The following is a 22,503-nucleotide window of genomic DNA, read 5'->3' on the forward strand; positions in this document are numbered from 1 at the left end:
CGCATTACGAATGCGCCGCTCTGCCCTTGAGCTACACCGGCTCAAAAAATTTGGAGCGAGAGACGGGATTCGAACCCGCGACCCTCGGCTTGGGAAGCCGATGTTCTACCAGCTGAACTACTCCCGCTCGCCTCTATGCAGTTAACCCGACCATATTATACCCACCCCGCACTGCCAGCGCAAGTACCCTGCGAATTCCGCGAATTCCCCGCCGCCCTGGGGAGGTCCGGCAGCACGCGTCAGAGGCAGCTCTAGCCGGTCGCAGCGCGTGCCCGGCGCGCGTCCAGTGATGGGGCAGTGTAGTCAGGTAGCGTCTATCGGCAACCACCTGGTTCAACTGCCGGGGGAGAAGGAGCGCGCGTCGGTGGCGACCGCGGAAACGTGTTGCAGCGGTGCCAGTTCACGTACGAAGGGGGGCAGCACAAAGGCGGCGCGGTGCACCTCCGGAGTCCAGTACCGGGAAGGCCCCGTCGGGCAGCGGCCCTCCCGGGGCTGGGCGGGGTCGTAGCGCTTGGATCCCGTGGTGAATGCCCACATGCCCCCGGGGTAGGTTACGTTGGAGTAAATGTATAGCTTAACGATGGGGAAGACGCGGGCGGCCGCCTCCTGCACCGAGCGGATGAACTGGGGCATCAGGAACGGGCACTCGCTCTGGGCCGAGAACAGTCCGTCGGGCGACAGAGCCCGAGCTACCGCCCGGTAGAACTGCTCCTGGAAGAGACCGACGGCCGGGCCAACCGGATCGGGCGAGTCCACCACGATGACGTCGAACCTGCCCTCCAGTTCGTCCTGCCATAGGTAGCGGGAAGCATCTTCGTTTATCACCCGCACCCGGGGATCATCCAGGCCTGCGGAGACCTGGGGGAAGAATTCGCGCGCTGCCTCGATCACCTCCCGGTCGATGTCCACCAGGTAGACTTCCTCCACCCCGGGGTGACGCAGGATCTCCCGCACTGCACCCCCATCGCCTCCCCCCACCACCAGCACCCGCCTGGGATTGGGGTGGGCACACATGGGCACGTGCACGATCATCTCGTGGTAGACGAACTCGTCCTTCTCGGTGAGTTGCACGATCCCGTCCAGGATGAGGGCGCGCCCGAATTCGGCCGTCTCCACGACCGCGAGATCCTGGAACGGTGTCTTGCGCCGCCGCAACACCTGCTGGACCCGGTAGGTCATCCCCCAGTTGGGCGTAGGCTTTTCGGTGAACCAGATCTCCACTTCCGCTGCCTGCTCCTTCCTGCTCCTGTTTCCTATATTGTTCGGTACTTCTCTCGCCCTGCATTCCCGCACACTGCCCGGGGCATCGCGTAGGCCCGCCGGCCGGGGGTGTCCGGATCAGAATACGGGGGACAGGGTGACGGTCTGGCCGCGCTCCCTCCCTATAGACAGCAGCACCACGGGGAGCCCCGTTACCCGGCCCACGAATTCCACGTAGCGACGGGCATGGGGGTGCAGGTCATCGAAGGACTGCGGACCGCCCGTTATCTCCGGCCAACCCGGCAATTCCTCGTAGACCGGCTCACACTCCTGCAGGACGGAAAGGCTCGAGGGGAAATCCTCCACTTCCTTGCCCCGATAACGGTAGGCGACCGCCACCTTCACCCGGGGCAGGGTAGCCAGGACATCGAGCCGGGTGATGGCGATGCCATCCAGGCCGCTCAGCAGAGCGGCATAGCGGACCATCACGGCATCCAGCCATCCCACCCTCCGGGGACGTCCGGTGGTGGTACCGTACTCGTGACCCTTCTCCCGGACGAACTCTCCTTCCCTACCGCGCAACTCGGTAGGGAAGGGGCCATCGCCCACGCGGGACGTGTAGGCCTTCACCACTCCGATGACGCGGTCTATACGGGTGGGCCCCACCCCCGCCCCGATGCAGGCTCCGCCTGCCACGGGGTGGCTGGAGGTTACGTAAGGGTACGTGCCGTGGTCCAGGTCAAGGAGGGTCCCCTGGGCCCCTTCGAACAGCACCTTCTTGCCGTCCAGGATCGCCCGGTTGATGAGGGGGGCAGTCTCCACCACATAGGGCCGCAGCTTTTCCCCCCAGGCCAGGTAGGGCTCCAGCACATCCTCCAGCTTGAGGGGTTCCGCACCGTAGACGTGCTGAAGGAAGCGGTTCTTGTCGGCCAGATTGTGTTCGAGACGGGCGCGGAATTCCCTCGCTTCAAGCAGGTCGCCCACCCGTAATCCCACCCGGGCTGCCTTGTCCATGTACGCGGGCCCTACTCCGCGCAAGGTAGTACCGATTTTGCGGTCCCCGCGGGCCCGCTCCTGGAGAGCGTCCAGGATGCGATGGTAGGGCATGACAAGGTGGGCACGGGCGCTCACCCGCAACCCGCTTACGTCACGGCCCCGGCTCTGCAGGTACTCGATCTCCCCCACGAGCACCTCGGGATCCACCACCACCCCGTTCCCCACCACGCACAGCTTGCCCGGGTAGAGGATGCCGGAAGGCACCAGGTGCAGGCGAAACTCTTCCCCGTCCACCACCACGGTGTGCCCGGCGTTGGCCCCCCCCTGGTACCTCACCACTACGTCGGCTTCCCGGGCAAGGTAGTCGGTGACCTTACCCTTCCCCTCGTCTCCCCACTGGGTTCCCACCACGATAACCGCCGGCATTCGTGCGGGGCTTCGCCCCTGGCCCCCTTCCCCTGCCCTCAAGGGAGATTTGCTCGCTGCCCCCTCCTCAGCCTGGAGCGGGCACCCCGTTGCCTCTCTCAGGTGCAGCGTGTGGCGTTGCCCTCGTTCAGGCGGGGTGTATCGCGCGACTGCACTCCCCGGCTAGATGGCGGGCCACGGACCACGCCACGTAAACACCCGACGCCGAAGCCTGGGCCAGCCCGCGGGTAATCCCGGCCCCATCCCCCGCCACGAACAACCCCCGCACGCGAGTCTGCAGGTCGCGGTCCACCTCCACGCGGGAGGAGTAGAACTTGACCTCCACGCCGTACAGGAGGGTGTGCCGGGAGTGGACACCGGGCGCCACCTTATCCAGGGCCTCGAGCATCTCAAGGATATCGATCAGGTGCCGGTATGGCAAGACCAAACTGAGGTCGCCGGGCGTGGCCTCGGGCAACGTGGGCTGCACCATCCCCTTGACCAGCCGCTTTTCCGTTGAGCGCCGCCCGGAAAGGAGGTCGCCCAACCGCTGCACCAGCACGGTGCCTCCCAGGAGGTTGGCCAGGGAAGCGATATACCGCCCGTAGGTGATGGGCTCCTTGAAGGGCTCGGTAAAGCTCTTGGATACCAGGAGGGCAAAGTTGGTGTTTTCGGTACGCCGGGACCGGTAGCTGTGCCCATTGACGGTGATAAGGCCGCCGTTGTTCTCCATCACCACTTCGCCGTAAGGACAAACGCAGAAGGTGCGCACCTGGTCATCGAAGGACTCCGTGTAGTATACCAGCTTGGATTCGTAGACCCCCTCGGTGAGGGGCTCCATGATTACGGCGGGAACCTCCACCCGCACCCCGATGTCCACGGGATTGGCCGCCAGCTTGAGACCCAGTTCCGCGGCCTGGGCGGCCATCCACGCCGCCCCCTCCCGACCGGGCGCCAGGATGACGCAGCGTGCCGGGATGCACTCACCATCCCCCGTCCTGACCCCGGTGACGCGGCCGTCCTCCACCAGCACCCCCGCCGCCAGCGTGCGCGTGCGGATCTCGACCCGGCCCTCCAGGTGCTGGCGCATGCGAGCCAGGATCTGGGGGCAGTTGTCTGTCCCCAGGTGCCTTATCTTGGCGGGGATGAAGCTCAGTCCGGCCGTGGCCGCCTGGCGGGTGATGCGCCGCACCGTCTCGGGATCGGTGCCGTACGCCACCGGGGTGGCCCCAAACCTCAGGTAGATCTGATCGACGTAGTCGATCAGTTCCACCGTTTGCTGCCGGCCAATGTACCGGTCAAGGTGGCCCCCGAAATCGGCGGTAAGGGTGAGCTTACCGTCGCTGAAGGCGCCTGCTCCTCCCCACCCCGACAGCACGAAGCAGGGGTCGCAGCGATTGCACGATACCCGCCGTTGCTGCATGGGGCAGACACGGCGCTCCAGTTCCGGCCCCTTCTCCAGCATGAGCACCCGCAGGTCAGAGGCCCGCTCCGCCAGTTCCAGGGCAGCGAAGATTCCCGCCGGCCCCGCTCCTACGATGACGACATCGTACAACGCTGCACCCCCTCGCCCGGCCGGCCCTACAGGACGTGTCTGGTGTCAAGTCCCATGAACAGCCCGGTACTCCGGTCAAAATACATCTTGACGGAGCCGGTAGGACCGTGGCGTTGCTTGGCAATGATGACCTCGATCTGGTTCTCCCTTTCCATCTCGGCGTTGGTGTAGAGGAACATCACCACATCGGCGTCCTGCTCCAGGGCACCAGACTCGCGCAGGTCAGAAAGCACGGGACGCCGGTCCTGACGCTGCTCAACAGCCCGGCTCAACTGAGACAGTGCCACCACCGGGATGCGCAACTCCCTGGCCAGCGCCTTCAGACTCCGCGAAATCTCGGATATCTCCTGTTGGCGGTTTTCCATCCTCCCGGAGGTGCGGAGGAGTTGCAGGTAGTCGACGATCACCAGGCCCGCCCCCACCTCCGTGCACAGCCGACGCGTCTTGGTCCGCAGTTCCAGGACGGAAATGGAAGAGGTATCGTCGATGAAGATGGGGGCAGGCCCCAGGCGGGCCAGGCCGCGGGAAAGGGCCTGCCACTCTTGCTCCTCCAGTTCCCCCCGCCTGATCTTCTGCTGCTCCACGCCCGCCTCGGCGGAAAGTAGCCTCATGGCCACCTGCTCCCTGGACATCTCCAGACTGAAAATGGCCACGGGGAGCTTGTTGCGGACCGCCACCTGGCGCGCCACATTGAGGGCAAAGGTGGTCTTGCCCACCGAGGGCCGGGCGGCGATGATGAGGAGATCGGAAGGCTGCAGCCCCGCCGTAAAGCGGTCGATGTCCGAGTAACCGGAAGGAATCCCGGTGCCCTGCCCGCTCTCCACCATCTGCATGAGCCGGTCCAGGGTGGCCATGAGCACATCCTTCAACCTGACGAATCCCTGGGAACTGCGCCGCAGGGAAAGCTCGGTGATGCGGCGTTCGGCGTCGTCCAGGAGGCGGCTCACCTCCTCCTGCCCTTCGTAGCAATGGGAGACCACCTCCGTGCAGACCCGAATCAGTTGCCGCAGCACCGATTTCTCCTCGACTATGCGGGCGTAGTATTCCACATTGGCGGTGGTGGGTACCAGGTTGGCCAGGGTGGTGACGTAGGACGTGCCACCCACATCCTCCAGGGAGCCCTGGCGGCGAAGCTCCTCGCAGAGCGTCACCAGGTCTACGGCTTCGCCCCGCTCGTAGAGCGAAAGGATGGCGCTGTAAATCACGCGGTGGGACTCCCGGTAAAAGTCCTCGGGGCGGACAATCTCGGCGGCCTTCACGATGGCCTCTTTTTCCAGCAACATGGCGCCCAAAACGGATTGTTCCGCCTCCACGCTCTGGGGAGGCAGCTTCTCGATGCTCGCCATGCCGGCCCTCCTACTCCGGTATCACCCGCACCTGGACGGTGGCATCGATGCCGGGGTACAGGTGGATTCTCACGGGATAGGTGCCCACAGCCTTGATGGGTTCTTCCAGCAACACCCGGCGCCGGTCAACCTCAAATCCGAACTGGGCCGCGACGGCGTCTGCCACATCGCGGGCGGTTACGGAACCGAACAGCTTGCCCCCTTCGCCGGCGCGCGCCCTGACCGTCACCAGCCTGCCCTCCATACGGGCGGCCTGCCGGCGTGCCTGTTCCTGCTCCCTGTCCGCCTTCTTCTGCTTTTCCTGTGCCAGGTGCCGGGCTGCCCGCAACGCCCCCGGGGACGCCTCCTGCGCCAGCCGGCGGGGCAGCAGGTAGTTGCGGGCGTACCCCTCCGAAACCTCCACTACCTCGCCGCGCTTGCCCAGCCCAGGCACGTCCGCCTGCAGGATCACCTTCACCTGAGTCACCCCCTCCCGGGGGCGGGATTGGCCAATCGACGGTAGTCAAAGAGAAGATCGAACACACCCAGCCACACGATGAGCGGCCATGCCAGTCCGGGTATCATAATCACGATGCCGGCCAGCACCAGCCCGGCGCGTCCCCCAAACCAGCGTCGCAAGAAGCCAAACGCCACCGCGGCACCTTCCACCGCCATGACCAGCATGAGCAGCATGTTCACGTTGGTCCCCAGCCGGTACAGCCAGTCGAGGCGGTAGTACGATGCGGCCGCCATGGCCGCCCAGGCGAGCAGGAACGGTATGAGCAGCCAGCGGGGGACCCGCCATTGCGCAAAGGGGGCCGGATCGGGAACCCGGTATCCCAGCCGGCGGAGGATAGCCCTCGCCACCGCCCAGTTGATGGCAGCCGCCATCACGAACGCACCCGCGAAGGCGGCAGGCCAAAGCAGCGCGAAAGACTGCCGCATCATGGCCACCATGGTGCGCGCCTGCTCCTGCATCCCGGCAGCCCCCAGCCGCCCCCACAGTTCGCTGGCACTCTCGTATGCCTGGAACATCTGCTCTATCGTCTGCACGGGAGATATGTGCAAGAAGAGGAATCCCAACCCCAGGGAAAGCGTTGAGGCACTGGCCACAGCCAGAGAGCCCCACAGTACCGTGGTGAACGGGGGCGCCTGCCGGGAAAATCCCATCCCCAGGGCCAGACCCATGCTCCCGAAGCCGAAGCCCATGACCAGTCCCTGCATTGCCCCCAGGAAGGCTCCCAGCAGGATGCCAGCCACCACGGCGGCCAGGATGGCAATGCGAGGACCGTGGCGGAGGCAGGCCACCACGATGGGCACGGGACCCACCAGCACCGCCGCCACTCCCAGGACGGGGATGTAGTAGGCGGAAAGCCCCAGCACCACGCAAAGAGCGGCCATAAGGGCACCCTCGGCCAATCCCCGCAAACCTGCCTGCACCAATGCCATCCCTTCCTCAGGCCACCGGAAGGCCCGGGCCCCGCCGGCAACCCGGAGCGGGCAACCGGCCCCCGCGAGCCCGGGCCTCTCGCCGACTACTCCACCGTGAATGGAAGCAGGGCCACGTTACGGGCCCGCTTGATCGCCAGCGTCAACTGACGCTGGTGACGGGCACAGTTGCCCGAGATGCGCTTGGGAATAATCTTGCCCCGCTCCGTAAGGTAGCGACGCAGCCGGGATACGTCCTTGTAGTCGACCCTCTCGATCTTATCCACGCAGAATGCGCACACCTTGCGCTTCCGCTTACGTCCCTTATCCCTCTTGGCCAAACGCCGATCCCTCCGCTCCTTCGATTGCCACGTCCGGGATGCCTGACGACTCCGCCAGCACATCGCGCGGCCGGTCAAGGAATCTTACCGTATCGGCGACAACTTCTGCCACCTTGCGCTTCTGCCCATCCTGAGTCTCGTACGTTCGCACCTGAAGCCGTCCTTCCACAGCGACCAGGCGTCCCTTGCTGAGGTGATTGGATACGGTTTCGGCCTGCTTGCGCCAGACCACAATGTCGATGAAGTCGGTCTCCCGCTCGCCCTGCTGGTTGGTGAAAGGACGGTCTACCGCCAGCGTAAAGCTGGCCACGGGCACCCCGCTGGGCAGGATGCGAAGTTCCGGATCTCGCGTCAGCCGTCCGATGAGGATGACGCGGTTGAGCACGCTACCAGCCCCCTTCTGGTCATGGCTCGTCCCGCCGCACGATCAGGCTCCGGATGACCTCATCGGAGATTCTGAGGACGCGGTCCAGTTCTTTGGCTACGTCGGGGGTGCCCTCGAACTCCATCACCGAGTAGAAGCCATCCTGGTAACCCTTGATCTCATACGCCAGCTTCCGCTTCCCCCACCTGTCCACCTTCTCGACTTTTCCGCCCTGGCCCGTGATAACGCCGGCGATCCTGTCAATAGCGGCCGCCGTAGCCTCTTCGTCCAGGTCGGGCCGGAGGATGAACATCACCTCGTAGGGGTATGCCACTCGTCGTCACCTCCTCCCCTCGGCCTACGGCCCCGCCTCGCAGGGCGGGGCAGGGAGCACGGGCCCAACGAAAAAGGCCCGCGGGCCACCGTGGGCCTGGTTCTGCCTGGTACCCCGGCGGCCGGCAGCGGAGCGACGCCCAGTTGGCCGGGAGCCACCTCACCCCCGGGAGCCGCCGCAGGGACACTGGCAACTACGGACAAATGCCCCGCTGTCTGCCCGATTATATCACCCCCGCGCCCGGCCTGACAAGCTCACCCGGAGGCGAGGCCGGGCAGCCATCAGCCCTCACGACCCGCGAAGGATACGCCCGGGGGGTCGTCCGCCGCTCAGCCGGCGTAGGTCCTGAGGAACCTGCGCAGTGACCGGTCGTACGTCCTTTCCACTTCGGGCGGGAATAGGCACCCTGGGAGTTCCCGGTGGGCCCAGTGGTAACTGATGCATTCACAACAGCGGCCCTTACGGGAACACGGCTCGTACGTGCAGGTACATTTGCCCCGGTTGGCCTCCAGATTGCACTTTGCGCCTTCGACCATCACTCTCACCTCACCCGTTTGTCCAGAAGTACTTCGTCCTTGCAGGACATCAGGAGGCTTTCGGGCCCACAGCGGGGGAACAGTTCCCACTTTCACCGCTGGAAGCGGAAGAAGATGACGTCCCCGTCCTGCACCCGGTAATCGCGGCCTTCCGAACGCACCAGACCCTGATCGCGCGCCGCCTGGTAAGAACCCGCCCCCAGCAGGTCGGAAGCGGTAATCACCTCAGCCCGGATGAACCCCCTGGCCATGTCGGTATGCACGCGTGCGGCCGCTTCCACCGCCGTGGTTCCCCTGGGGACAGCGCGGGCCCGGCACTCGTTCTCGTTGGCGGTAAAAAAGGTGATGAGACCCAGCAGGCGGTAACCCGCCTGCACCAGCCCTTGCGCCGCGTCCGCCGGCCATCCCAGGTCTTGCAGCATGGCGGCGCGCTCCCCGGAATCCAGCTCGGTCAGTTCCGCCTCCAGGCGGGCGGCAAAGGCATGAACGGGCGCCCGCTGCCGGGCAGCATAGTCGGCCAGGTCGGTGGGGATATCCTCTCCTTCCCCCACGTTGGCCACGTACAGGACGGGTTTTGCCGAGAGCAGATTCAGTCGACGCGCCAGGGCCTGCGCCCCCTGGTCCGGCACCAGGCGAGCCGGCACTCCTTTCCCCAGCGATTCCCGCAGGAGGCCTGCCTGGGCAGCCTCCTCCTTCCACTTCGCCTCCTGCGTCTTGACCAGCGAGGCCAGCTTCACCTCGTACCGGCCCAGTGTTTCCAGGTCCGCCAGCATGAGTTCGGCGTCAACCAGTTCGGCGTCGCGGCGAGGAGAGATTTCGCCGGTGACGTGGACTACGTTGGGATCGCCGAAGCAACGTACCACGTGAAACAGGGCATCCACTTCCCTGATGTGGGCAAGGAAGCGATTGCCAAGTCCCTGCCCCTGGCTGGCACCCTCCACCAGGCCAGCAACGTCCACCACTTCCACTACCGCGGGTGTGGCTCGGGCCGACCCCACCAGGGCCGCGATGCGGCCCAGCCGCGCGTCTTCGACCGGAACCTGACCCCGTTGAGGGGCGATGGTGGTGAAGGGGTAGTTACCCACTTCGGCCGCCACGCCGGTGAGGGCACGAAAAAGCGTGCTCTTGCCCGCGTTGGGCAGTCCGACCAGACCACAAGAGTACCCCACGGCTTCCTCCTGCCTTAGGGCCCAGCGCCCGGTCCTCCGGACGAGGGATCCAGCACTTCCTTCACAGAGCGCTCGAAGCGCCGCCGCGGTATCATGACGTAGCGGCCGCACCCCAGGCAGCGCAATCCAAAGTCGATGCCAGTGCGGATGATCTCCCAGCGATCGCTACCACACGGGTGGGCCTTGCGGAGCCGCACCACGTCACCCACGTGATACCTGGTCACCGTTCGTTCCCCTTTCCGAACGGTCGTACACCACCAGTCGCGGGTAAGGGATCTCGATGCCTGCGGCGTCAAGCGCCTCCTTGAGCCGCAACCGCAGTTCCCGCTCGACCGCCCACTGCTCCAGGGGCTGAGTGCGAGCCCATATCAGGATGTTTACCCCCGACGCACCCAGTTCCTTCACCCCCAGCACGCGGGGGCCCTCCAGGATGGTGGGGATCTCCCGAGCAGCCCGGTCACACGCCTCCTGCATCACGGACATAGCCCTGCGCAGGTCGGCCTCGTACGCCACGCTCACTTCGACCAGGGCCCTGCTACCCGCCCGGCTAAGGTTGGTGGTGATGTCGATCCTGCCGTTGGGCACCACGTGGATCTCCCCGGACCAATCCCGCAGCTTGGTGACCCGGAGGCCCAGTTCCTCGACCACGCCGGAAACGCCGGCGGCCTTGATGTAATCCCCCACGTCGTACTGTCTCTCGTAGATTATGAAGAACCCGGTTATGACGTCCCGCACCAGGTTCTGGGCGCCGAACCCTATCGCCAGCCCCGCGATGGCCACGCCCCCCAGCAAGGACTTGGTATCTACCCCCACGATGTCCAGAAGCATCGTGCCGGCGAATATGGTCACCGTGTAACGTATGGTACTCCGCAGGAGTGAGGCCAGGGTGCGAGAACGGTTCTCTTCCAGCTGCCACACCCTGGTGCCCGGTCGGGGGCGGAACAGCCTGGCCACCAGCACATCTGCCAGCTTGACCCCCACCAGGGCCAGTACGACCACCAGCGCCAACCGGGAGACCACGTGCCCTACCATCCCCAGCATCGTCATGTCCACTTGCAACGCAGCACCCAGCACCCCGCGGCTCTGCTTTCGGGAGCCGGGATCCACCTCCTCCTTCACCGAGGTTGGCCAACAGCTTCCCTCGTTCCGGCACAGGAGCCCGTGACCGGCGTCGGGACGATCAGGAAAGGTGCGCCAGCAACCAGGGGTAAATCCCGCCGAACCACCCGGCCAGCGCGTACGCCAGGCCGCCCGGGCGGAGCAAGCCTTGCCCGGCCGGCAGCAGGGTCACCAGGGGCAGCGCCAATGCCGCCAGAGCGGCTACCACCAGGGCGTTTCGCGCGGCACCGGCCACAGCCCCGACCAGCCGGTCGGGCCAATGGAGACCTCGAGCACCCAGCCACCAGGATATCCTCCTGCCCGCCCACCTCAGTAAGCCCTGCACCGCCGCCAGGATGACCAAAAAGACCGCCACCGAAAAGAACAGTTCCGTGGCTGCCCGAGCTATCAGTTCTCCCAGGGTGACAAAACCTGAAGTTCCTGCGAACAGGGCTTCCACCCGTTGCTGGAGGGCTTGCTTCAACCCCGGCGGCAGGCTCTCACCCCAGGCGATGGGCACCTTGCCCCCCACCGGCGTGGCGCTGACCGCCTGGGCCAGGGGCAAGTGGGCAGCTATCCGCGCGGACACTGCGCTCACCAAGCCCAGACGTCCCAGCCACGCCACCACCGGCCCGGTTCCCCAGGCACCAGCAACCAGCCCCGCCGCCAGGGATACCAGGTTCATGACCACCCGCACAAAACCGCAGATTGCGCCGGTCAGGGCTCCCCACGCGATCACCAGCAGGCAAAGGTAGTCCGGCCACCCCAGTAACAAGGCACCCACCTCTTCCGCCGCGCGCCAGAACGGCTCTGCGCTGTCCGCGATCATCATAACACAAGTTGCCGCGGACGAGCACCGCCAACCCGTGCTGCTCGCCCCGTGGTTGCCTGTAGCCTGTGGAGTGTCCTGTTGCCCTGGCCGCGCAGGCCGTAGGGCTTCCCTGAAAAGTCCGGCCCGTGCGGGCAAGCTCCGTGAGCCGGAGCAGCCCTCTGCGCTTGTCGTGACAGCCGCAAGCCACGCCCGTGAGGACGTGGCTCGGATCGGCAGGCCCAGCACCCTGTCCGCCTCCCTGAGCCTCCGAACCTGGTGGTCCAGGTCACCCTTGGCCTTCTGGTCACGGGACAAGACGAGGCCGCAAAGCGCAGCGATCCGCCATGTCCGGACCGAGACCTCCCCCGGGCCGCCTGATTCCCAGTAGCCACCTCGCCCGCTGCCGTCGACCCCCAACCGGTCTAGGGGTCGCCCCCCGTTAGAACTCCCGCCGGCGGTCGAGGTATTCGTGGACCAGGTTAAGGGTTTCACCGAAGCGCTGGAAATGGACAACTTCTCGTTCTCTGAGCCAGCGCAGCACGTCGGTGACGTCGGGGTCGTCGGACAGGTTGATGAGGTATTCGTAAGTGGCGCGTGCCTTCTGCTCGGCGGCCATGTCCTCGTGCAGGTCTGCCAACGGGTCGCCCTTGGATGCGATATATGCGGCCGTCCAGGGCACGCCTTCGCCCGTGACGAAATAGAGGGCCTGGTCGTGGTCGGCGTAGTACGCGTCCAACCCCGCGGCAATGATGTCGTCCAGGGGGGCATCCCGGATCAGGCGGTAAACCATGGCCGCCACGATCTCCATGTGCGCCAGTTCTTCGGTGCCTATATCGGTCAATGTGGCTATGGCCTGAGGGATGGGCATGGTGTAACGCTGGGTTAGATACCGCAGGGACGCACCCAGCTCGCCATCTGGCCCCCCGTACTGGGTGATGATTTCCTTGGCCATGCGCGGGTCGGGGCGGGTTACCTTTACCGGGTAAAGGAGGCTCTTCTGGTATACCCACATAGCGTCCTTCCTCCTTACAATCGCTCACACCTGCCAGGGCCAGGGTTCCTCGATCCACCGCCATGCCTGCGGGCTGAGAGAAAAGCCGTAACTGAGGAGGGGCCCGAATCGGCTCTCATAAAGCTGCTTCAGGCTGGCCAGTTCCTGGGCGGTGGCGTTGAAGTCCGCCAGGGCTCTCTGATCGTCCGGATGCGTGTCCAGGTACAGTTGCAGTTCGATGGCGGTGAACTCCAGGGCCACCAGCCGGTCCAGCAGCTGACGCCGCTCGGTGTCCATCTCTGATCACCCCCCACCTACCTCCGCCGGCGCATGCGACGGGGCGCCGGGGTGTAAGGGCTTATCAGTTCGGGGAATATGGTTCCCGCCCTCCAACCCTCAGCAGGGCTGAGGCGCCGCGTGTAAATCTGGACGGGAACGTAGGCACGCGCCAGCTCTCCACCCTGAAAGGCCTTTTGCCCGTGGATTCGAGACTCGCCCGGGCCGGAGTTTTCCATGAAACATCGACCTCCTACGGTGTTCGTTTCTTTCGCGCCATACCTTACGAACGGATCAGGATGCGCGCGTCCTGCCCGAAACAGGCGGTCCTGTTGCAGACTATTCCGCGTCAACATGTTATGTGCAGGGCCGGCTAGCGGCGCATACAGCCCGCCGCCGGCAGTGTCCACAGCCCGTACCTACCGCACCCGCCGATCGAAGAGAAACGTGAGGGATATGTAAACAGCGAGAGCAGGCCATACCGGAGCTACGGCCACGCCCCATCGTATCGCGAGGAACTCAATGGCGGCGCCGCAGGCCAGGCCGGCAACCGCGTATACAGCGAGTTCTGCCAGGATGTCCTGGACGAAAACCACAGGGCGGGGCACGGCCAGGTAGCGGGCGGCCGTACCCAGGAGTCCCACGACCAGAAAGCTCACCACAGCTCGGACCAGGGGAGACATGCACAGGACGTACTGGACACCCACATACCAGCAGCCCAGGAAGGTCGCCACCACAGTCGCGACCACCCATCCCGGAAGTGCACCGCGCGCATGCCGTTGGCCCATTGGCGCCACCGCGTGCGTTCTTTCGCCGGTGGGGGTCCTCCCTCCTCCCCCGGCCGCAGAATCCCTGAGGGAAGCCGGTGGTCCCACTGGCTCCCGCGCGGAACCATTTGCGACCCGCAGGGCTGCGTCACGGCATCCACCAGCAGTCTCTTCCCGCCGGGTCGGAGGCCTCCAAAGGGACCCGGGCGCATAGAAAAACCTACCTGCATATATACTTCTCACTGCGGGGAGTGAGATTGGCTTTCCCCCTTGATCTGGGAGAACAAGGGATCTTACGCGTAAGCGTACACCAGCCAGGAGTGGAACACCTGCTGGCAGCGCGGATCGCCGCCCTTTGCCAGGCCAGCGAGGCTACAAAGCCAGCCGTGCTGTGTATTGGCACGGACCGGTCCACGGGGGACGCCCTGGGACCCCTGGTGGGAACCCTGCTGGAAGAGTACCACGTAGGCGTGGAGGTGTGGGGCACACTCCCCCACCCCGTGCATGCCGCCAACTTGCCCCAGGTGGCGGAGAAGCTGCGAGAACTCCAACTTCGCCCTGTGATTGCGGTGGACGCTTGCCTGGGGGTGCAGGAGCAGGTGGGCAGCATCGTAGTCGGCAAAGGTTGCATCCGTCCCGGGGCAGGCGTGAACAAGGTCCTGCCCGAAGTGGGAGATATACATATGACCGGCACCGTAAACGTGGCCGGTCACATGGAATACCTCGTGCTCCAGAACACGCGCCTGTGGCTGGTGTTCAAAATGGCGCTGGTTATGGCCAGCGCCCTGGCGCTGGTCTTCCCCCGGGGGACTCCTCAGCGCGCAGCCTCACCGCTCGCCTCACTTCTTCCAGCACCTGCTGCGGCGTCTTACCCGCAGCAGCGATAACTGGACTCCTGGTCTTGATGTCCTGCATGCCCATGAGGTCTATGTCTCCGGCGGTGGTCACCACCGCCTGCACCTCGTCCGGAACAGGAGTCCGGAGGGGGATGACACGGTATCCCTCCCGCTGCAATAAATCCGCCACGGGGGCAAGAGCTGTCTCCACCGCTACGGCAGGCTCCTCTTCGCTGCTGGACAACATAGGCTCACCTCCACCCTATTCTTGTTCCCGGTGGGATCGCCTATGCGCGTGCAGCAGCCCGGCCACCTCCTCATCGCTGACCTGCGGGAAATGACGGTAAAACTGGCCGACAGCGTAAAAAGGTGAGGGGGTCGCCAGACACACCACCCGATCCGCTTCCTCCTGGAGCCGGGCAACGCTCTCCGGGGGAGCGACAGGTACCGCTACGGTGAGGGTAGCCGGGCGCTGGGGGCGAAGGGCGCGCAGGGCAGCCAGGACCGTATGCCCGGTGGCTACCCCGTCATCGACCACCACCACATCCATGCCCTCCAGCTCCGGAGGCGGCAAGCCCCGACGGTAAAGCTCCAGGCGACGCCTCACCTCCTGTGCCTGCCGTTGCGACTCCTTGGCGATGTAGGCAGCACTGGCCCCCACCAGTTCAGCCAGCCCCTGATCGATGATCACCTGGCCGTCAGGCCCCACGGCCCCGATGGCGAGTTCCGGATTGCGGGGTGCCCCGATCTTGCGAGGGACGATTACGTCCAGGGTAGCCCCCAGGGCTCGCGCTACCCGCGCAGCCACCACCACACCACCTCGAGGCACTCCCAGCACCAGAGGTCTGGTGAGGCCGAGGGCCACCACCCTCTCTCCCAACAGGGTTCCGGCTTCCTCCCGGTCGGCGAACATAGGCTAGCTGCCCTCGCCCGTGGCTTGCTGACCCTCCTGCTGGCGGCGGAAGCTACTGGAGCCTTCCAGAATACCTCCCTCCTCCACCACCAACTGGGAAACCTTTACGTTGCCCACCAGAACTCCGGTGGTGGCTATCTCCAACTTGCCGGCAGCCTCCACATCGCCCTTGAGTTGACCGGCCACCACCACATGGCGCGCCTTGACCTTTGCCACCACTCTGGCGTCCTGGCCGACGAAGACGTCGCCCTCCCCTATTATCTCACCCTCCAGGCGCCCGTCTACGCGGATGCTTCCCTGGGAGGTCACAGTCCCCTGCAGGAAAGTGGACTTGCCAATCACCGTATCCACACTGTCCGGGTTGGGGCGTTCCACCTTCTTGCCCAGCACTACTTCTCCCCTCCCAACCGCTGCAGGTACGGCCAGGGGTCGACCTCCCGGCCGTTGAAATGCAGCTCGAAGTGCAGGTGATCCCCGGTAGCCCGGCCACTCTCACCAACGGCAGCGATGATCTGTCCCGCCTCGACCTGCTGTCCTGCCTGCACCAGCAGGCGAGAATGGTGCCCGTACACGGTGCGGATTCCGTGCCCGTGGTCCAGGATCACGGTTCGCCCCAGACCCACCTTGTAACCCGCAAATACCACCACCCCGTCTGCCACCGCCCGCACGGGCGTTCCTTTGGGGGCGGCCAGGTCAACGCCGGCGTGGAACTCGCGCCCGAGTCCAAAGGGGGAGCGTCTGTACCCGAAACCGGAGGTGAAGCGCCCCAGCACGGGCATACATTGAGGGAGGGACAGAAGAATGTCCTGGCGCTGTTGGAGGACCTCCCGCAGCGCTGCGAGGCGGTCGCTCGCGATCTGCCCACTGGAAACAGCCTGGGCCAAGTCACCCGTTATGGCCTGGCCCACAGCCTCCGCGGTAGTGGGCACATTTGTGCCGCCCCCCGCACCGCCAGCGCCGGACGCCCCCTCGCCCGCAGGGGAATTGGCACCAGCCGTTCCCCAGAGCCGGCTCATGGCCCGGCTCGCCAGGGGGCCGGCGCGGCGCGAGGGCTGCGGCTCCAGGGGAGGCGCCGGGAGTAAGGGGGATCCTCCCCCTTTCGAGCCACCCACGAGGCCTTCCCCGTATAATTCACGGGCGGGGGACAGCGATGCCGCGTCGCCCGGGGGCTGGCGGGGGGACTGGCGCAAAGCAGCCAACAACTGGGCCTTCAGATGGGCTGGCAGGAAAGCGTCATCCTCGATGAGGGCCCGCACCTGCTGCTCCAGAGATGCGATGCGGGTTTCCCGCTCTTGCATGGCCGCTGCCTGACCGGACAGGGAATCCAGCAGGGACCGCTGGGCGTCGGTCTCCTGACGCAGCCGCGCCAGTTCGTCCATATTACCACGCATGATGGAATACGACTGCAGAAACCCGAAAAGGATTGCACAAATCAGGACTGCTGACGCGAGCAGCCTGCGGAAAAAGGAAACGGGGAGCCTGACCTGATATGTACGCTCTCCAAAATGGGGCACCAGCATAATCGTCACATGGCGTGACCTGGGCACCCTGCCGGCCACTTTTTCACCCCGCTCTCCCCGGGCGGTAGCTACGCAATTCGCCGGTCAGCCCCACTTTTCCTCCCCCATCCGTCCGGCCCGACCGGCCCGTAGCGCTACCAGCTCGGCGGGCAAAAGTTTCACGTGAAACAGTGACTAGCCCCTGATGCCGGCTCCTCGCCCACCCAGCACCTCCAGCAACCGCTCCAGGTCCTGCCGGCTGTAATACTGAATCTCAATACGCCCCCTCTGCTCATCTCCCCGGATAAACACCTTCGTCCCCAGGGCCTGCCGCAGCCGGTCCTCCCACGCCCCCCACGAGCCGGACGCCTTGGGCGCCCGACCCCGCCCAGCCCCCCGCACCTCGCGCCGGACTACCTCCTCCGCCTCGCGCACCGAGGCGCCACGCCGTACCAGGCTCTCTGCCACAGCAACCTGCAATCCCTCATCCGGAATGGCCAAAAGCGCGCGCGCATGTCCTGCGCTCAGCTTCCCCGCCCTCACCATCTCCTGGACCGCACTGGCCAGACCGAGCAAGCGTAGCGTGTTCGCCACATACGATCGACTCTTTCCCACCCGCGCCGCCAACTGCTCCTGCGTGTACCCAAACCGCTCCATCAACTGCCGGAACCCCGCCGCTTCCTCCATGGGGTTCAAATCTTCCCGCTGCAGGTTCTCGACCAGGGCCAGCTCCAGCCGTTCCGCCTCGCTCACATCCTTAATAATAGCCGGGATGGTCCTCAGCCCGGCCAGAACCGCCGCCCGCCACCTGCGCTCCCCCGCCACCAGCTCATACCCACCGGCTACCGGCCTCACCAGCACGGGCTGCAGCACACCGTGGGCTCGCACGGACTGGGCCAGTTCGGCCAACCCCTCCTCGTCTAACCTCTGCCGCGGCTGGTCCGGCGCCGGGCGCACCTCATCCACAGCTATGTCCTGCACCTGCCCCTCCTGCGGCAGCAGCGCCCCCAACCCCTTGCCCAGTCCTCGCTTACCGCCCGTACTCACGCGCCAGAACCTCCTTGGCCAATGCCATGTAGCTCTCGGCCGCCCGCGACCTGGGGTCGTACCAGTTGATGGGCTGCCCGTGGCTGGGCGCCTCCGACAACCTAACGCTACGGGGAATCACCGTACTGTAAACCTTCTCCCGAAAGTACTGCCTGACCTCAGCAGCCACCTGACTGGAAAGGTTCGTCCTCGTATCAAACATGGTGAGCACCACACCCTCGATGTGCAGCCCCGGGTTGTAACTCCTCCGCACCAACTGAACAGTACGCACCAGCTGGCCCAGCCCCTCGAGCGCAAAGTACTCGCACTGAATCGGTACCACCACGCCCTCCGCAGCCACCAACGCGTTCAGCGTGAGCAGGCCCAGCGAAGGCGGGCAGTCCATCAAGACAAACCTGTACTTCCCCTGCACGTCTGCAAGGGCCCTCCGCAACCGCTCCTCCCGCTCCGGCTCCCCCGCCAGCTCCACCTCCGCCCCCGCGAGGTCCACCGTGGCCGGCACCAGGTCCACCGCCCACGGCGTACGCACCACCACTTCCCCCATCTCCCGAACTCCCGCCAGCACGTCGTAAAGCGTTCCCGCCAATCGCCCCTTGTCCACGCCCAAGCCTGCGGTGCAGTGACCCTGCGGATCACAATCCAGGGCCAGCACGGCGTGCCCCATCGCCGCCAGGCAAGCCGCCAGGTTCACCACGGTGGTGGTCTTACCCACCCCGCCCTTCTGGTTCGCCACCGCCAGCACCCTGCCCACAGGTCCTCTTCGCCACCCCCGCCCCCCGTCTGGGCCGCTCTATGTACACGGTGACCACCAACTCGTCTCCGGCGTCACGCTCCTCCATCCGCGCCGGCACCCCCGCCTCCCGCAACGCCTGCACCGTAGCCCGAAACGTATTCAAAAATATCCTCAGATCCCGCAGCGCAGCCAGACGCGGCCGGCCTCTCTTTCCTTCGTCACCCCCAGCCCCCTTTCCTTCGCCCACCACCTCCTCTACCAGCCGCTCCGCCTCCTGCACCCGCAGGTCCCCCTCCACAACCAGCCGAAACACACGTAGCATCTCCTCCTCGCTTCTGAGGCGCAGCAAGGCCCGACCGTGTCTCTCGCTGATTACCCCCTCGTGCAGTGCCGCCCTGATCTCCGCCGGCAACCGCAACAGCCGTAGCCGATTCGCCACCGTGGCCTGGCTCAATCCCACCCTCCGCGCCAACTCTTCCTGGCTGAGATGAAACTCCTCCAGGATGCGCCGGTATGCCTCCGCCTCCTCGATCGGGCTCAAACCTTCCCGTTGCAAGTTCTCCACCAGGGCCAGCACGGCTGCCTCCGCCTCCGAACACTCCGTCACCACCGCAGGTACCGTCCGCAGTCCCGCTTCCCGCGCCGCCCGCAGCCTCCGGTGTCCCGCAACCACCTGGTACCCGTTCCCCGTCCTGCGCACCACCACCGGCTGCAGCAGCCCGTGCTCCCGAATTGAAGAACACAATCCCTCTACGTCATCCCCATCCCAGCGGGGTTGATGCGGGTTCGGTGCCAGCAGGTCCACCGGCACCTGCAGCACCTGCCGCCTGCCCTTCGGCCCCGCTGTACCCCGGCCTCCCAGTCTCAACCTCTCACCCCCTGGCTACCCAATTCTTTCCTGAACCTCCCCCTTCCTCCTCACCCTTTGCCACCACTACCAGCACCCGCCTCCCCATCCCCCACGGCAGTTGCACCCTCACCACCCTCTTCAGCGATCCTCCTGCCCCCACCACCTGCTCCCATTCCCCGCTGGCCTCCTCCTCACCCCGCGGTCCCAGCATGGCCACGAACTCACCCCCGCGCGCAGCCAGGGGAAGACACAAACCCACCGCCACCGGGAACCGCGCCAGCGCCCGCGCCAGCACCCGATCGAACGTCCGGCCCGCCGCCTGCAGTTCCTCCGCCCGCTGCCGCACAACTGCCACGTTATCGAGCCCCAACTGCCATACCGCCCAACGCAGGAAGCCCGCCCGTCGCCCCCGCGGCTCCGCAAGCACCACCCGCACCCCCGGCCGGCAAATGGCCACTACCAACCCTGGCAGCCCCACCCCGCTCCCCACATCCACCACGCTGGCTCCCTCGGGGAAATCTGTGGCCACCAGGCACGTCGCCGAGTCCAGCAGGTGCTTTCCCACCAGAACCCGCACATCCACCGGCGGACGAAATCCAGCCCGCGGCCCCGCTTCCTGCAACAAAACGCCGTAACGCGCAAGCTCCCCCGCCGCCGACCCCGCCAGCTCTATGCCCAGGGCCCGCGCACCCTCCTCGATCAGCTCCCCCAGGGCGCCCTCAGAACTCCTCCCCTCCAGCCCCCCTTCGCCTCCCGCCTGGACGCCATCGTCACTTTCTGCTAATCACGATCTTGCGAAACGGCTCCTCCCCTTCTGACCGCGTGACCAGTTGGGGGTCGCCCTGCAGCGCCAGATGCACCAGCTTCCGCTCCCGCGCCGTCATGGGCTCCAGCGTCGCCGGCCGCCCCGTCCGCCGCACCTTCTCCGCGGCCTGCAGGGCCATGCGCCTCACAGCCTCGGCCCGCCGCTGCCGGTAACCGGCCACATCCAGCACCAGCCGTTGCCGTCCTCCGCACTCCCTGCCTACCGCCAGGTTCACCAGGTACTCCAGCGCGTCCAGGGTACGGCCGCGGTGACCGATCAGCGCACCCAGGTCCTCTCCCTCAACCTCCACCCACAGACGGCCGTCCCGTTCCTCGGCCCGAACTTCGCCCCTCAACCTCATGGTGCGCAGGATCTCGTTCACGAACCCCACCGCAAACCGATCCGGCCGCCGCTTCCGCGTCACCCGGACCCAGGCCTCCCTGCTCCCCAAACCGAGGAAGCCCCGCCGCCCTTCCTGCAGAACCTCCACTTCAGCCTCGTCTGGGCCGATCCCCAGCTCTTTCAGCGCCGCCTGCACGGCCTCTTCCACCGTGCGGCCTCTCTTCTCGATCCTCCTCACCTGCCGCTCCCCCTCCGCGTGGTCGGGCCTGCGGCATCAGGTACTGCTGCAAAGCCCGTAGCGCTGTGCTCACCGTCCAGTACAACCCCAGCCCGGCGCCGTACTTCGCGGTAAAGTAAAACATCATCGCCGGCCCCATCGCCAGGCTCAGCAGCATCATGCCCGTTCCTCCCCCGGCTGATGGCGGCGTGGACACCCGGGCCTGCCAGTACGTCGCCGCCGCCGCCAGCGCCGGCAATACGTAATACGGGTCCGGCCGGGCCAGGTGGGGAACCCACAAGAACGACGCCGGCCCGGCGTACTCGTAATGACTGAGGGCCTGAAACAGCGCGATGATGAAGGGGAATTCAATCACCATGGACAGGCAGCCCGCGAAGGGGTTAACGCCGTGCTGCCGCCACAACTCCAGCTGGGCCTCGTTCAGCTTCCGCGGATCGTTGCGGTACCGCCGGCGCAATTCCTCCATCTCGGGAGCCAGGGCCTGCATGCGGACAGTCGACACCGCTCCGCTCCACGTCACGGGCAGTAGCACCACTCGCACAGCCACCGTCAGCAGTATGATGGCCAGCCCGTAACTACCCGTCCACGAGTAAAATGTGGCTATCCCCTCAGTCACCAGGTCCGTCAGCCACTTCAACCCCTAACCCCCTCTCCCCCACGCCTCATGGCACAGGGTCATATCCCCCGGGATGCCAGGGGTGACAGCGCAACAACCGCCTGCCCGCCAGCAAGCCCCCCTTGACCACCCCGTACCGCTTGACGGCCTGCTCGGCATAAACCGAACAACTGGGCTCAAACCGGCAGCTGGCCGGAAGGAGCGGAGATACCACCAGCCGGTACAGCCAGATCAGGGCTACCACGCCCCACCTCGCCGCTCTCCCCAGCTCCACCATGAGATAGCGAACATGCTTTCGCTGCCAACTACCCGCGGGCATCTGCCTCCGCCCTTTTCAACAGGCCACGCAGGGCGTCCCTCAACTCCAGCATACCCATTCCCGCGCAGTCATCCCGGGCCACCACCACACACCAGCCACCGGGAATCTCCCCGCGCAACTGCCGATACGCCTCCCGCAGCCGCCGACGCACCCGGTTACGCACCACGGCCTTCCCGACCCGCCGCGGCACCCGAAAACCCACCCTGGGGCCTCCCCGACCAGCCAGGAAATAGACGACCAGCCCCCCTCCCGCGTAACGACGTCCCCTGCGGTACACTTCCCTGAATTCGCCGCTACGGGTAAGCCTTTCCTCCCTGGGGAGCACCGTCGTTCCCCCGTCATCTCACGGCCAGCCGCTTGCGCCCCTTGGCCCTCCTCCTGGCCAGCACCCGCCGTCCTCCCGGCGTGCGCATCCGCCGCAAAAACCCGTGCACCCGCCGTCGATGCCGCCGCTTGGGTTGGTATGTCCGCTTCATGGTGGTGTCCCTTCCTGACCTCTCCAGGCCAAAATCACCGCCATTATAAAGAACCACCCCCCGCGTGTCAACGCAACGACCCGTCCAATAGCGAACTGGCGAACCCCCATGTTGCCTCAGAATAAAAAGTACTTGTACCACGGATCGTTGCCTCAGAATGAAAGGTACTTGTACTCAAGTGGGTTAACCCCTTTCTGCGAGGACTGGGGTTTGAGCGGAGACGACTGAGTCGA

32 protein-coding genes and 1 tRNA gene are annotated in these 22,503 nt (G+C 65.8%); 1 reads left to right on the forward strand and 32 read right to left on the reverse strand.

Going from position 1 to position 22,503, the window contains the following annotated elements:
- Window positions 1–51: 51 nt before the first annotated feature.
- The 19 genes from AB1446_04925 to AB1446_05015 form a co-directional block, all read right to left on the reverse strand.
- Window positions 52–127: transfer RNA gene (locus tag AB1446_04925), tRNA-Gly, on the reverse strand.
- Between the two features lie 206 nt (window positions 128–333).
- Window positions 334–1,221 (reverse strand): polyamine aminopropyltransferase, encoded by an 888-nt coding sequence (gene speE, locus AB1446_04930; protein ID MEW6546245.1) that lies wholly within the window; start codon window positions 1,219–1,221, stop codon window positions 334–336.
- 117 nt (window positions 1,222–1,338) lie between these two features.
- Entirely contained in the window at window positions 1,339–2,622 is a 1,284-nt protein-coding gene (locus AB1446_04935) for an adenylosuccinate synthase (protein MEW6546246.1), read from the reverse strand.
- Between the two features lie 127 nt (window positions 2,623–2,749).
- Window positions 2,750–4,156: an NAD(P)/FAD-dependent oxidoreductase gene (locus AB1446_04940; protein ID MEW6546247.1), complete on the reverse strand. Its 1,407-nt coding sequence runs from the start codon at window positions 4,154–4,156 to the stop codon at window positions 2,750–2,752.
- A 26-nt stretch (window positions 4,157–4,182) separates the two neighbouring features.
- Window positions 4,183–5,502, reverse strand: a complete 1,320-nt coding sequence (gene dnaB / locus AB1446_04945; protein ID MEW6546248.1) for a replicative DNA helicase — start codon at window positions 5,500–5,502, stop codon at window positions 4,183–4,185.
- Window positions 5,503–5,512: 10 nt separating this feature from the next.
- Entirely contained in the window at window positions 5,513–5,959 is a 447-nt protein-coding gene (gene rplI, locus AB1446_04950) for a 50S ribosomal protein L9 (GenBank protein MEW6546249.1), read from the reverse strand.
- 5 nt (window positions 5,960–5,964) lie between these two features.
- On the reverse strand, window positions 5,965–6,930 hold the full coding sequence (locus tag AB1446_04955) for a YybS family protein (protein ID MEW6546250.1): 966 nt from the start codon (window positions 6,928–6,930) through the stop codon (window positions 5,965–5,967).
- An 86-nt stretch (window positions 6,931–7,016) separates the two neighbouring features.
- Window positions 7,017–7,250 (reverse strand): 30S ribosomal protein S18, encoded by a 234-nt coding sequence (gene rpsR / locus AB1446_04960; GenBank protein MEW6546251.1) that lies wholly within the window; start codon window positions 7,248–7,250, stop codon window positions 7,017–7,019.
- Window positions 7,234–7,635, reverse strand: a complete 402-nt coding sequence (ssb, locus tag AB1446_04965; protein ID MEW6546252.1) for a single-stranded DNA-binding protein — start codon at window positions 7,633–7,635, stop codon at window positions 7,234–7,236. Before ssb ends, rpsR begins: the two co-directional genes overlap by 17 nt.
- A 19-nt stretch (window positions 7,636–7,654) precedes the next feature.
- On the reverse strand, window positions 7,655–7,948 hold the full coding sequence (gene rpsF / locus AB1446_04970) for a 30S ribosomal protein S6 (protein ID MEW6546253.1): 294 nt from the start codon (window positions 7,946–7,948) through the stop codon (window positions 7,655–7,657).
- A gap of 329 nt (window positions 7,949–8,277) precedes the next feature.
- On the reverse strand, window positions 8,278–8,484 hold the full coding sequence (locus tag AB1446_04975; GenBank protein ID MEW6546254.1) for a DUF6485 family protein: 207 nt from the start codon (window positions 8,482–8,484) through the stop codon (window positions 8,278–8,280).
- A gap of 92 nt (window positions 8,485–8,576) precedes the next feature.
- On the reverse strand, window positions 8,577–9,653 hold the full coding sequence (gene ychF / locus AB1446_04980) for a redox-regulated ATPase YchF (protein MEW6546255.1): 1,077 nt from the start codon (window positions 9,651–9,653) through the stop codon (window positions 8,577–8,579).
- 14 nt (window positions 9,654–9,667) lie between these two features.
- On the reverse strand, window positions 9,668–9,877 hold the full coding sequence (locus AB1446_04985; protein ID MEW6546256.1) for a DUF951 domain-containing protein: 210 nt from the start codon (window positions 9,875–9,877) through the stop codon (window positions 9,668–9,670).
- Window positions 9,855–10,772, reverse strand: a complete 918-nt coding sequence (locus AB1446_04990) for a mechanosensitive ion channel family protein (protein MEW6546257.1) — start codon at window positions 10,770–10,772, stop codon at window positions 9,855–9,857. Before AB1446_04990 ends, AB1446_04985 begins: the two co-directional genes overlap by 23 nt.
- Before the next feature lie 61 nt (window positions 10,773–10,833).
- Window positions 10,834–11,580 carry a CvpA family protein gene (locus AB1446_04995; GenBank protein MEW6546258.1) on the reverse strand — a complete coding sequence of 249 codons (747 nt, stop codon included), beginning with the start codon at window positions 11,578–11,580 and terminating at the stop codon, window positions 10,834–10,836.
- Between the two features lie 421 nt (window positions 11,581–12,001).
- The gene (locus tag AB1446_05000; protein ID MEW6546259.1) at window positions 12,002–12,574 is read right to left on the reverse strand and encodes a manganese catalase family protein; all 573 of its coding nucleotides are present in this window, start codon (window positions 12,572–12,574) and stop codon (window positions 12,002–12,004) included.
- 24 nt (window positions 12,575–12,598) lie between these two features.
- Window positions 12,599–12,850: a spore coat protein CotJB gene (locus tag AB1446_05005; GenBank protein ID MEW6546260.1), complete on the reverse strand. Its 252-nt coding sequence runs from the start codon at window positions 12,848–12,850 to the stop codon at window positions 12,599–12,601.
- 17 nt (window positions 12,851–12,867) lie between these two features.
- The gene (locus AB1446_05010; protein MEW6546261.1) at window positions 12,868–13,185 is read right to left on the reverse strand and encodes a spore coat associated protein CotJA; all 318 of its coding nucleotides are present in this window, start codon (window positions 13,183–13,185) and stop codon (window positions 12,868–12,870) included.
- Window positions 13,186–13,248: 63 nt separating this feature from the next.
- Window positions 13,249–13,566, reverse strand: coding sequence for a hypothetical protein (locus tag AB1446_05015; protein ID MEW6546262.1), 318 nt, complete (start codon window positions 13,564–13,566; stop codon window positions 13,249–13,251).
- Between the two features lie 287 nt (window positions 13,567–13,853).
- Here AB1446_05015 and yyaC point away from each other — a divergent pair, with 287 nt between their 5' ends.
- Window positions 13,854–14,483 carry a spore protease YyaC gene (yyaC, locus tag AB1446_05020; GenBank protein ID MEW6546263.1) on the forward strand — a complete coding sequence of 210 codons (630 nt, stop codon included), beginning with the start codon at window positions 13,854–13,856 and terminating at the stop codon, window positions 14,481–14,483.
- Here yyaC and AB1446_05025 read toward each other — a convergent pair.
- From AB1446_05025 to rpmH, 13 genes are all read right to left on the reverse strand, one after another.
- A complete protein-coding gene (locus AB1446_05025) occupies window positions 14,368–14,679 on the reverse strand; it encodes a YkuS family protein (GenBank protein MEW6546264.1) in 312 nt (103 codons plus the stop codon). The genes yyaC and AB1446_05025 overlap by 116 nt on opposite strands.
- Window positions 14,680–14,694: 15 nt before the next feature.
- The gene (locus AB1446_05030; GenBank protein MEW6546265.1) at window positions 14,695–15,345 is read right to left on the reverse strand and encodes a phosphoribosyltransferase family protein; all 651 of its coding nucleotides are present in this window, start codon (window positions 15,343–15,345) and stop codon (window positions 14,695–14,697) included.
- Window positions 15,346–15,348: 3 nt separating this feature from the next.
- Window positions 15,349–15,735: a polymer-forming cytoskeletal protein gene (locus AB1446_05035; GenBank protein ID MEW6546266.1), complete on the reverse strand. Its 387-nt coding sequence runs from the start codon at window positions 15,733–15,735 to the stop codon at window positions 15,349–15,351.
- Window positions 15,735–16,892, reverse strand: a complete 1,158-nt coding sequence (locus tag AB1446_05040) for a M23 family metallopeptidase (GenBank protein MEW6546267.1) — start codon at window positions 16,890–16,892, stop codon at window positions 15,735–15,737. Before AB1446_05040 ends, AB1446_05035 begins: the two co-directional genes overlap by 1 nt.
- Before the next feature lie 147 nt (window positions 16,893–17,039).
- Complete coding sequence (locus tag AB1446_05045) at window positions 17,040–17,891, reverse strand: ParB/RepB/Spo0J family partition protein (GenBank protein ID MEW6546268.1); 852 nt, start codon at window positions 17,889–17,891, stop codon at window positions 17,040–17,042.
- Entirely contained in the window at window positions 17,875–18,642 is a 768-nt protein-coding gene (locus AB1446_05050) for a ParA family protein (protein MEW6546269.1), read from the reverse strand. Before AB1446_05050 ends, AB1446_05045 begins: the two co-directional genes overlap by 17 nt.
- Window positions 18,596–19,492: a ParB/RepB/Spo0J family partition protein gene (locus tag AB1446_05055; GenBank protein ID MEW6546270.1), complete on the reverse strand. Its 897-nt coding sequence runs from the start codon at window positions 19,490–19,492 to the stop codon at window positions 18,596–18,598. Before AB1446_05055 ends, AB1446_05050 begins: the two co-directional genes overlap by 47 nt.
- Before the next feature lie 4 nt (window positions 19,493–19,496).
- Complete coding sequence (gene rsmG, locus AB1446_05060; GenBank protein ID MEW6546271.1) at window positions 19,497–20,213, reverse strand: 16S rRNA (guanine(527)-N(7))-methyltransferase RsmG; 717 nt, start codon at window positions 20,211–20,213, stop codon at window positions 19,497–19,499.
- Between the two features lie 31 nt (window positions 20,214–20,244).
- Window positions 20,245–20,859, reverse strand: coding sequence for an RNA-binding cell elongation regulator Jag/EloR (gene jag, locus AB1446_05065; GenBank protein MEW6546272.1), 615 nt, complete (start codon window positions 20,857–20,859; stop codon window positions 20,245–20,247).
- Window positions 20,771–21,496, reverse strand: a complete 726-nt coding sequence (locus AB1446_05070) for a YidC/Oxa1 family membrane protein insertase (protein MEW6546273.1) — start codon at window positions 21,494–21,496, stop codon at window positions 20,771–20,773. The genes jag and AB1446_05070 overlap by 89 nt, the downstream gene beginning before the upstream one ends.
- Window positions 21,497–21,521: 25 nt before the next feature.
- On the reverse strand, window positions 21,522–21,794 hold the full coding sequence (yidD, locus tag AB1446_05075; protein ID MEW6546274.1) for a membrane protein insertion efficiency factor YidD: 273 nt from the start codon (window positions 21,792–21,794) through the stop codon (window positions 21,522–21,524).
- The gene (gene rnpA / locus AB1446_05080) at window positions 21,781–22,119 is read right to left on the reverse strand and encodes a ribonuclease P protein component (protein ID MEW6546275.1); all 339 of its coding nucleotides are present in this window, start codon (window positions 22,117–22,119) and stop codon (window positions 21,781–21,783) included. Before rnpA ends, yidD begins: the two co-directional genes overlap by 14 nt.
- A gap of 13 nt (window positions 22,120–22,132) precedes the next feature.
- Window positions 22,133–22,270, reverse strand: coding sequence for a 50S ribosomal protein L34 (gene rpmH, locus AB1446_05085; GenBank protein ID MEW6546276.1), 138 nt, complete (start codon window positions 22,268–22,270; stop codon window positions 22,133–22,135).
- Window positions 22,271–22,503: the final 233 nt, after the last annotated feature.

Source organism: Bacillota bacterium, assembly GCA_040757085.1.
Lineage (GTDB): Bacteria > Bacillota > Sulfobacillia > JACIYH01 > JACIYH01 > JACIYH01.

Coding starts and splice junctions, on each gene's coding strand:
- AB1446_04935 (MEW6546246.1), bottom strand. CDS start 2,622: ATGCCGGCGGTTATCGTGGTGGGAACCCAGTGGGGAGACGAGGGGAAG.
- dnaB (MEW6546248.1), bottom strand. CDS start 5,502: ATGGCGAGCATCGAGAAGCTGCCTCCCCAGAGCGTGGAGGCGGAACAA.
- AB1446_04955 (MEW6546250.1), bottom strand. CDS start 6,930: ATGGCATTGGTGCAGGCAGGTTTGCGGGGATTGGCCGAGGGTGCCCTT.
- AB1446_04975 (MEW6546254.1), bottom strand. CDS start 8,484: ATGGTCGAAGGCGCAAAGTGCAATCTGGAGGCCAACCGGGGCAAATGT.
- AB1446_04995 (MEW6546258.1), bottom strand. CDS start 11,580: ATGATCGCGGACAGCGCAGAGCCGTTCTGGCGCGCGGCGGAAGAGGTG.
- AB1446_05000 (MEW6546259.1), bottom strand. CDS start 12,574: ATGTGGGTATACCAGAAGAGCCTCCTTTACCCGGTAAAGGTAACCCGC.
- AB1446_05005 (MEW6546260.1), bottom strand. CDS start 12,850: ATGGACACCGAGCGGCGTCAGCTGCTGGACCGGCTGGTGGCCCTGGAG.
- AB1446_05010 (MEW6546261.1), bottom strand. CDS start 13,185: ATGTTGACGCGGAATAGTCTGCAACAGGACCGCCTGTTTCGGGCAGGA.
- AB1446_05025 (MEW6546264.1), bottom strand. CDS start 14,679: ATGTTGTCCAGCAGCGAAGAGGAGCCTGCCGTAGCGGTGGAGACAGCT.
- AB1446_05030 (MEW6546265.1), bottom strand. CDS start 15,345: ATGTTCGCCGACCGGGAGGAAGCCGGAACCCTGTTGGGAGAGAGGGTG.
- yidD (MEW6546274.1), bottom strand. CDS start 21,794: ATGCCCGCGGGTAGTTGGCAGCGAAAGCATGTTCGCTATCTCATGGTG.
- rpmH (MEW6546276.1), bottom strand. CDS start 22,270: ATGAAGCGGACATACCAACCCAAGCGGCGGCATCGACGGCGGGTGCAC.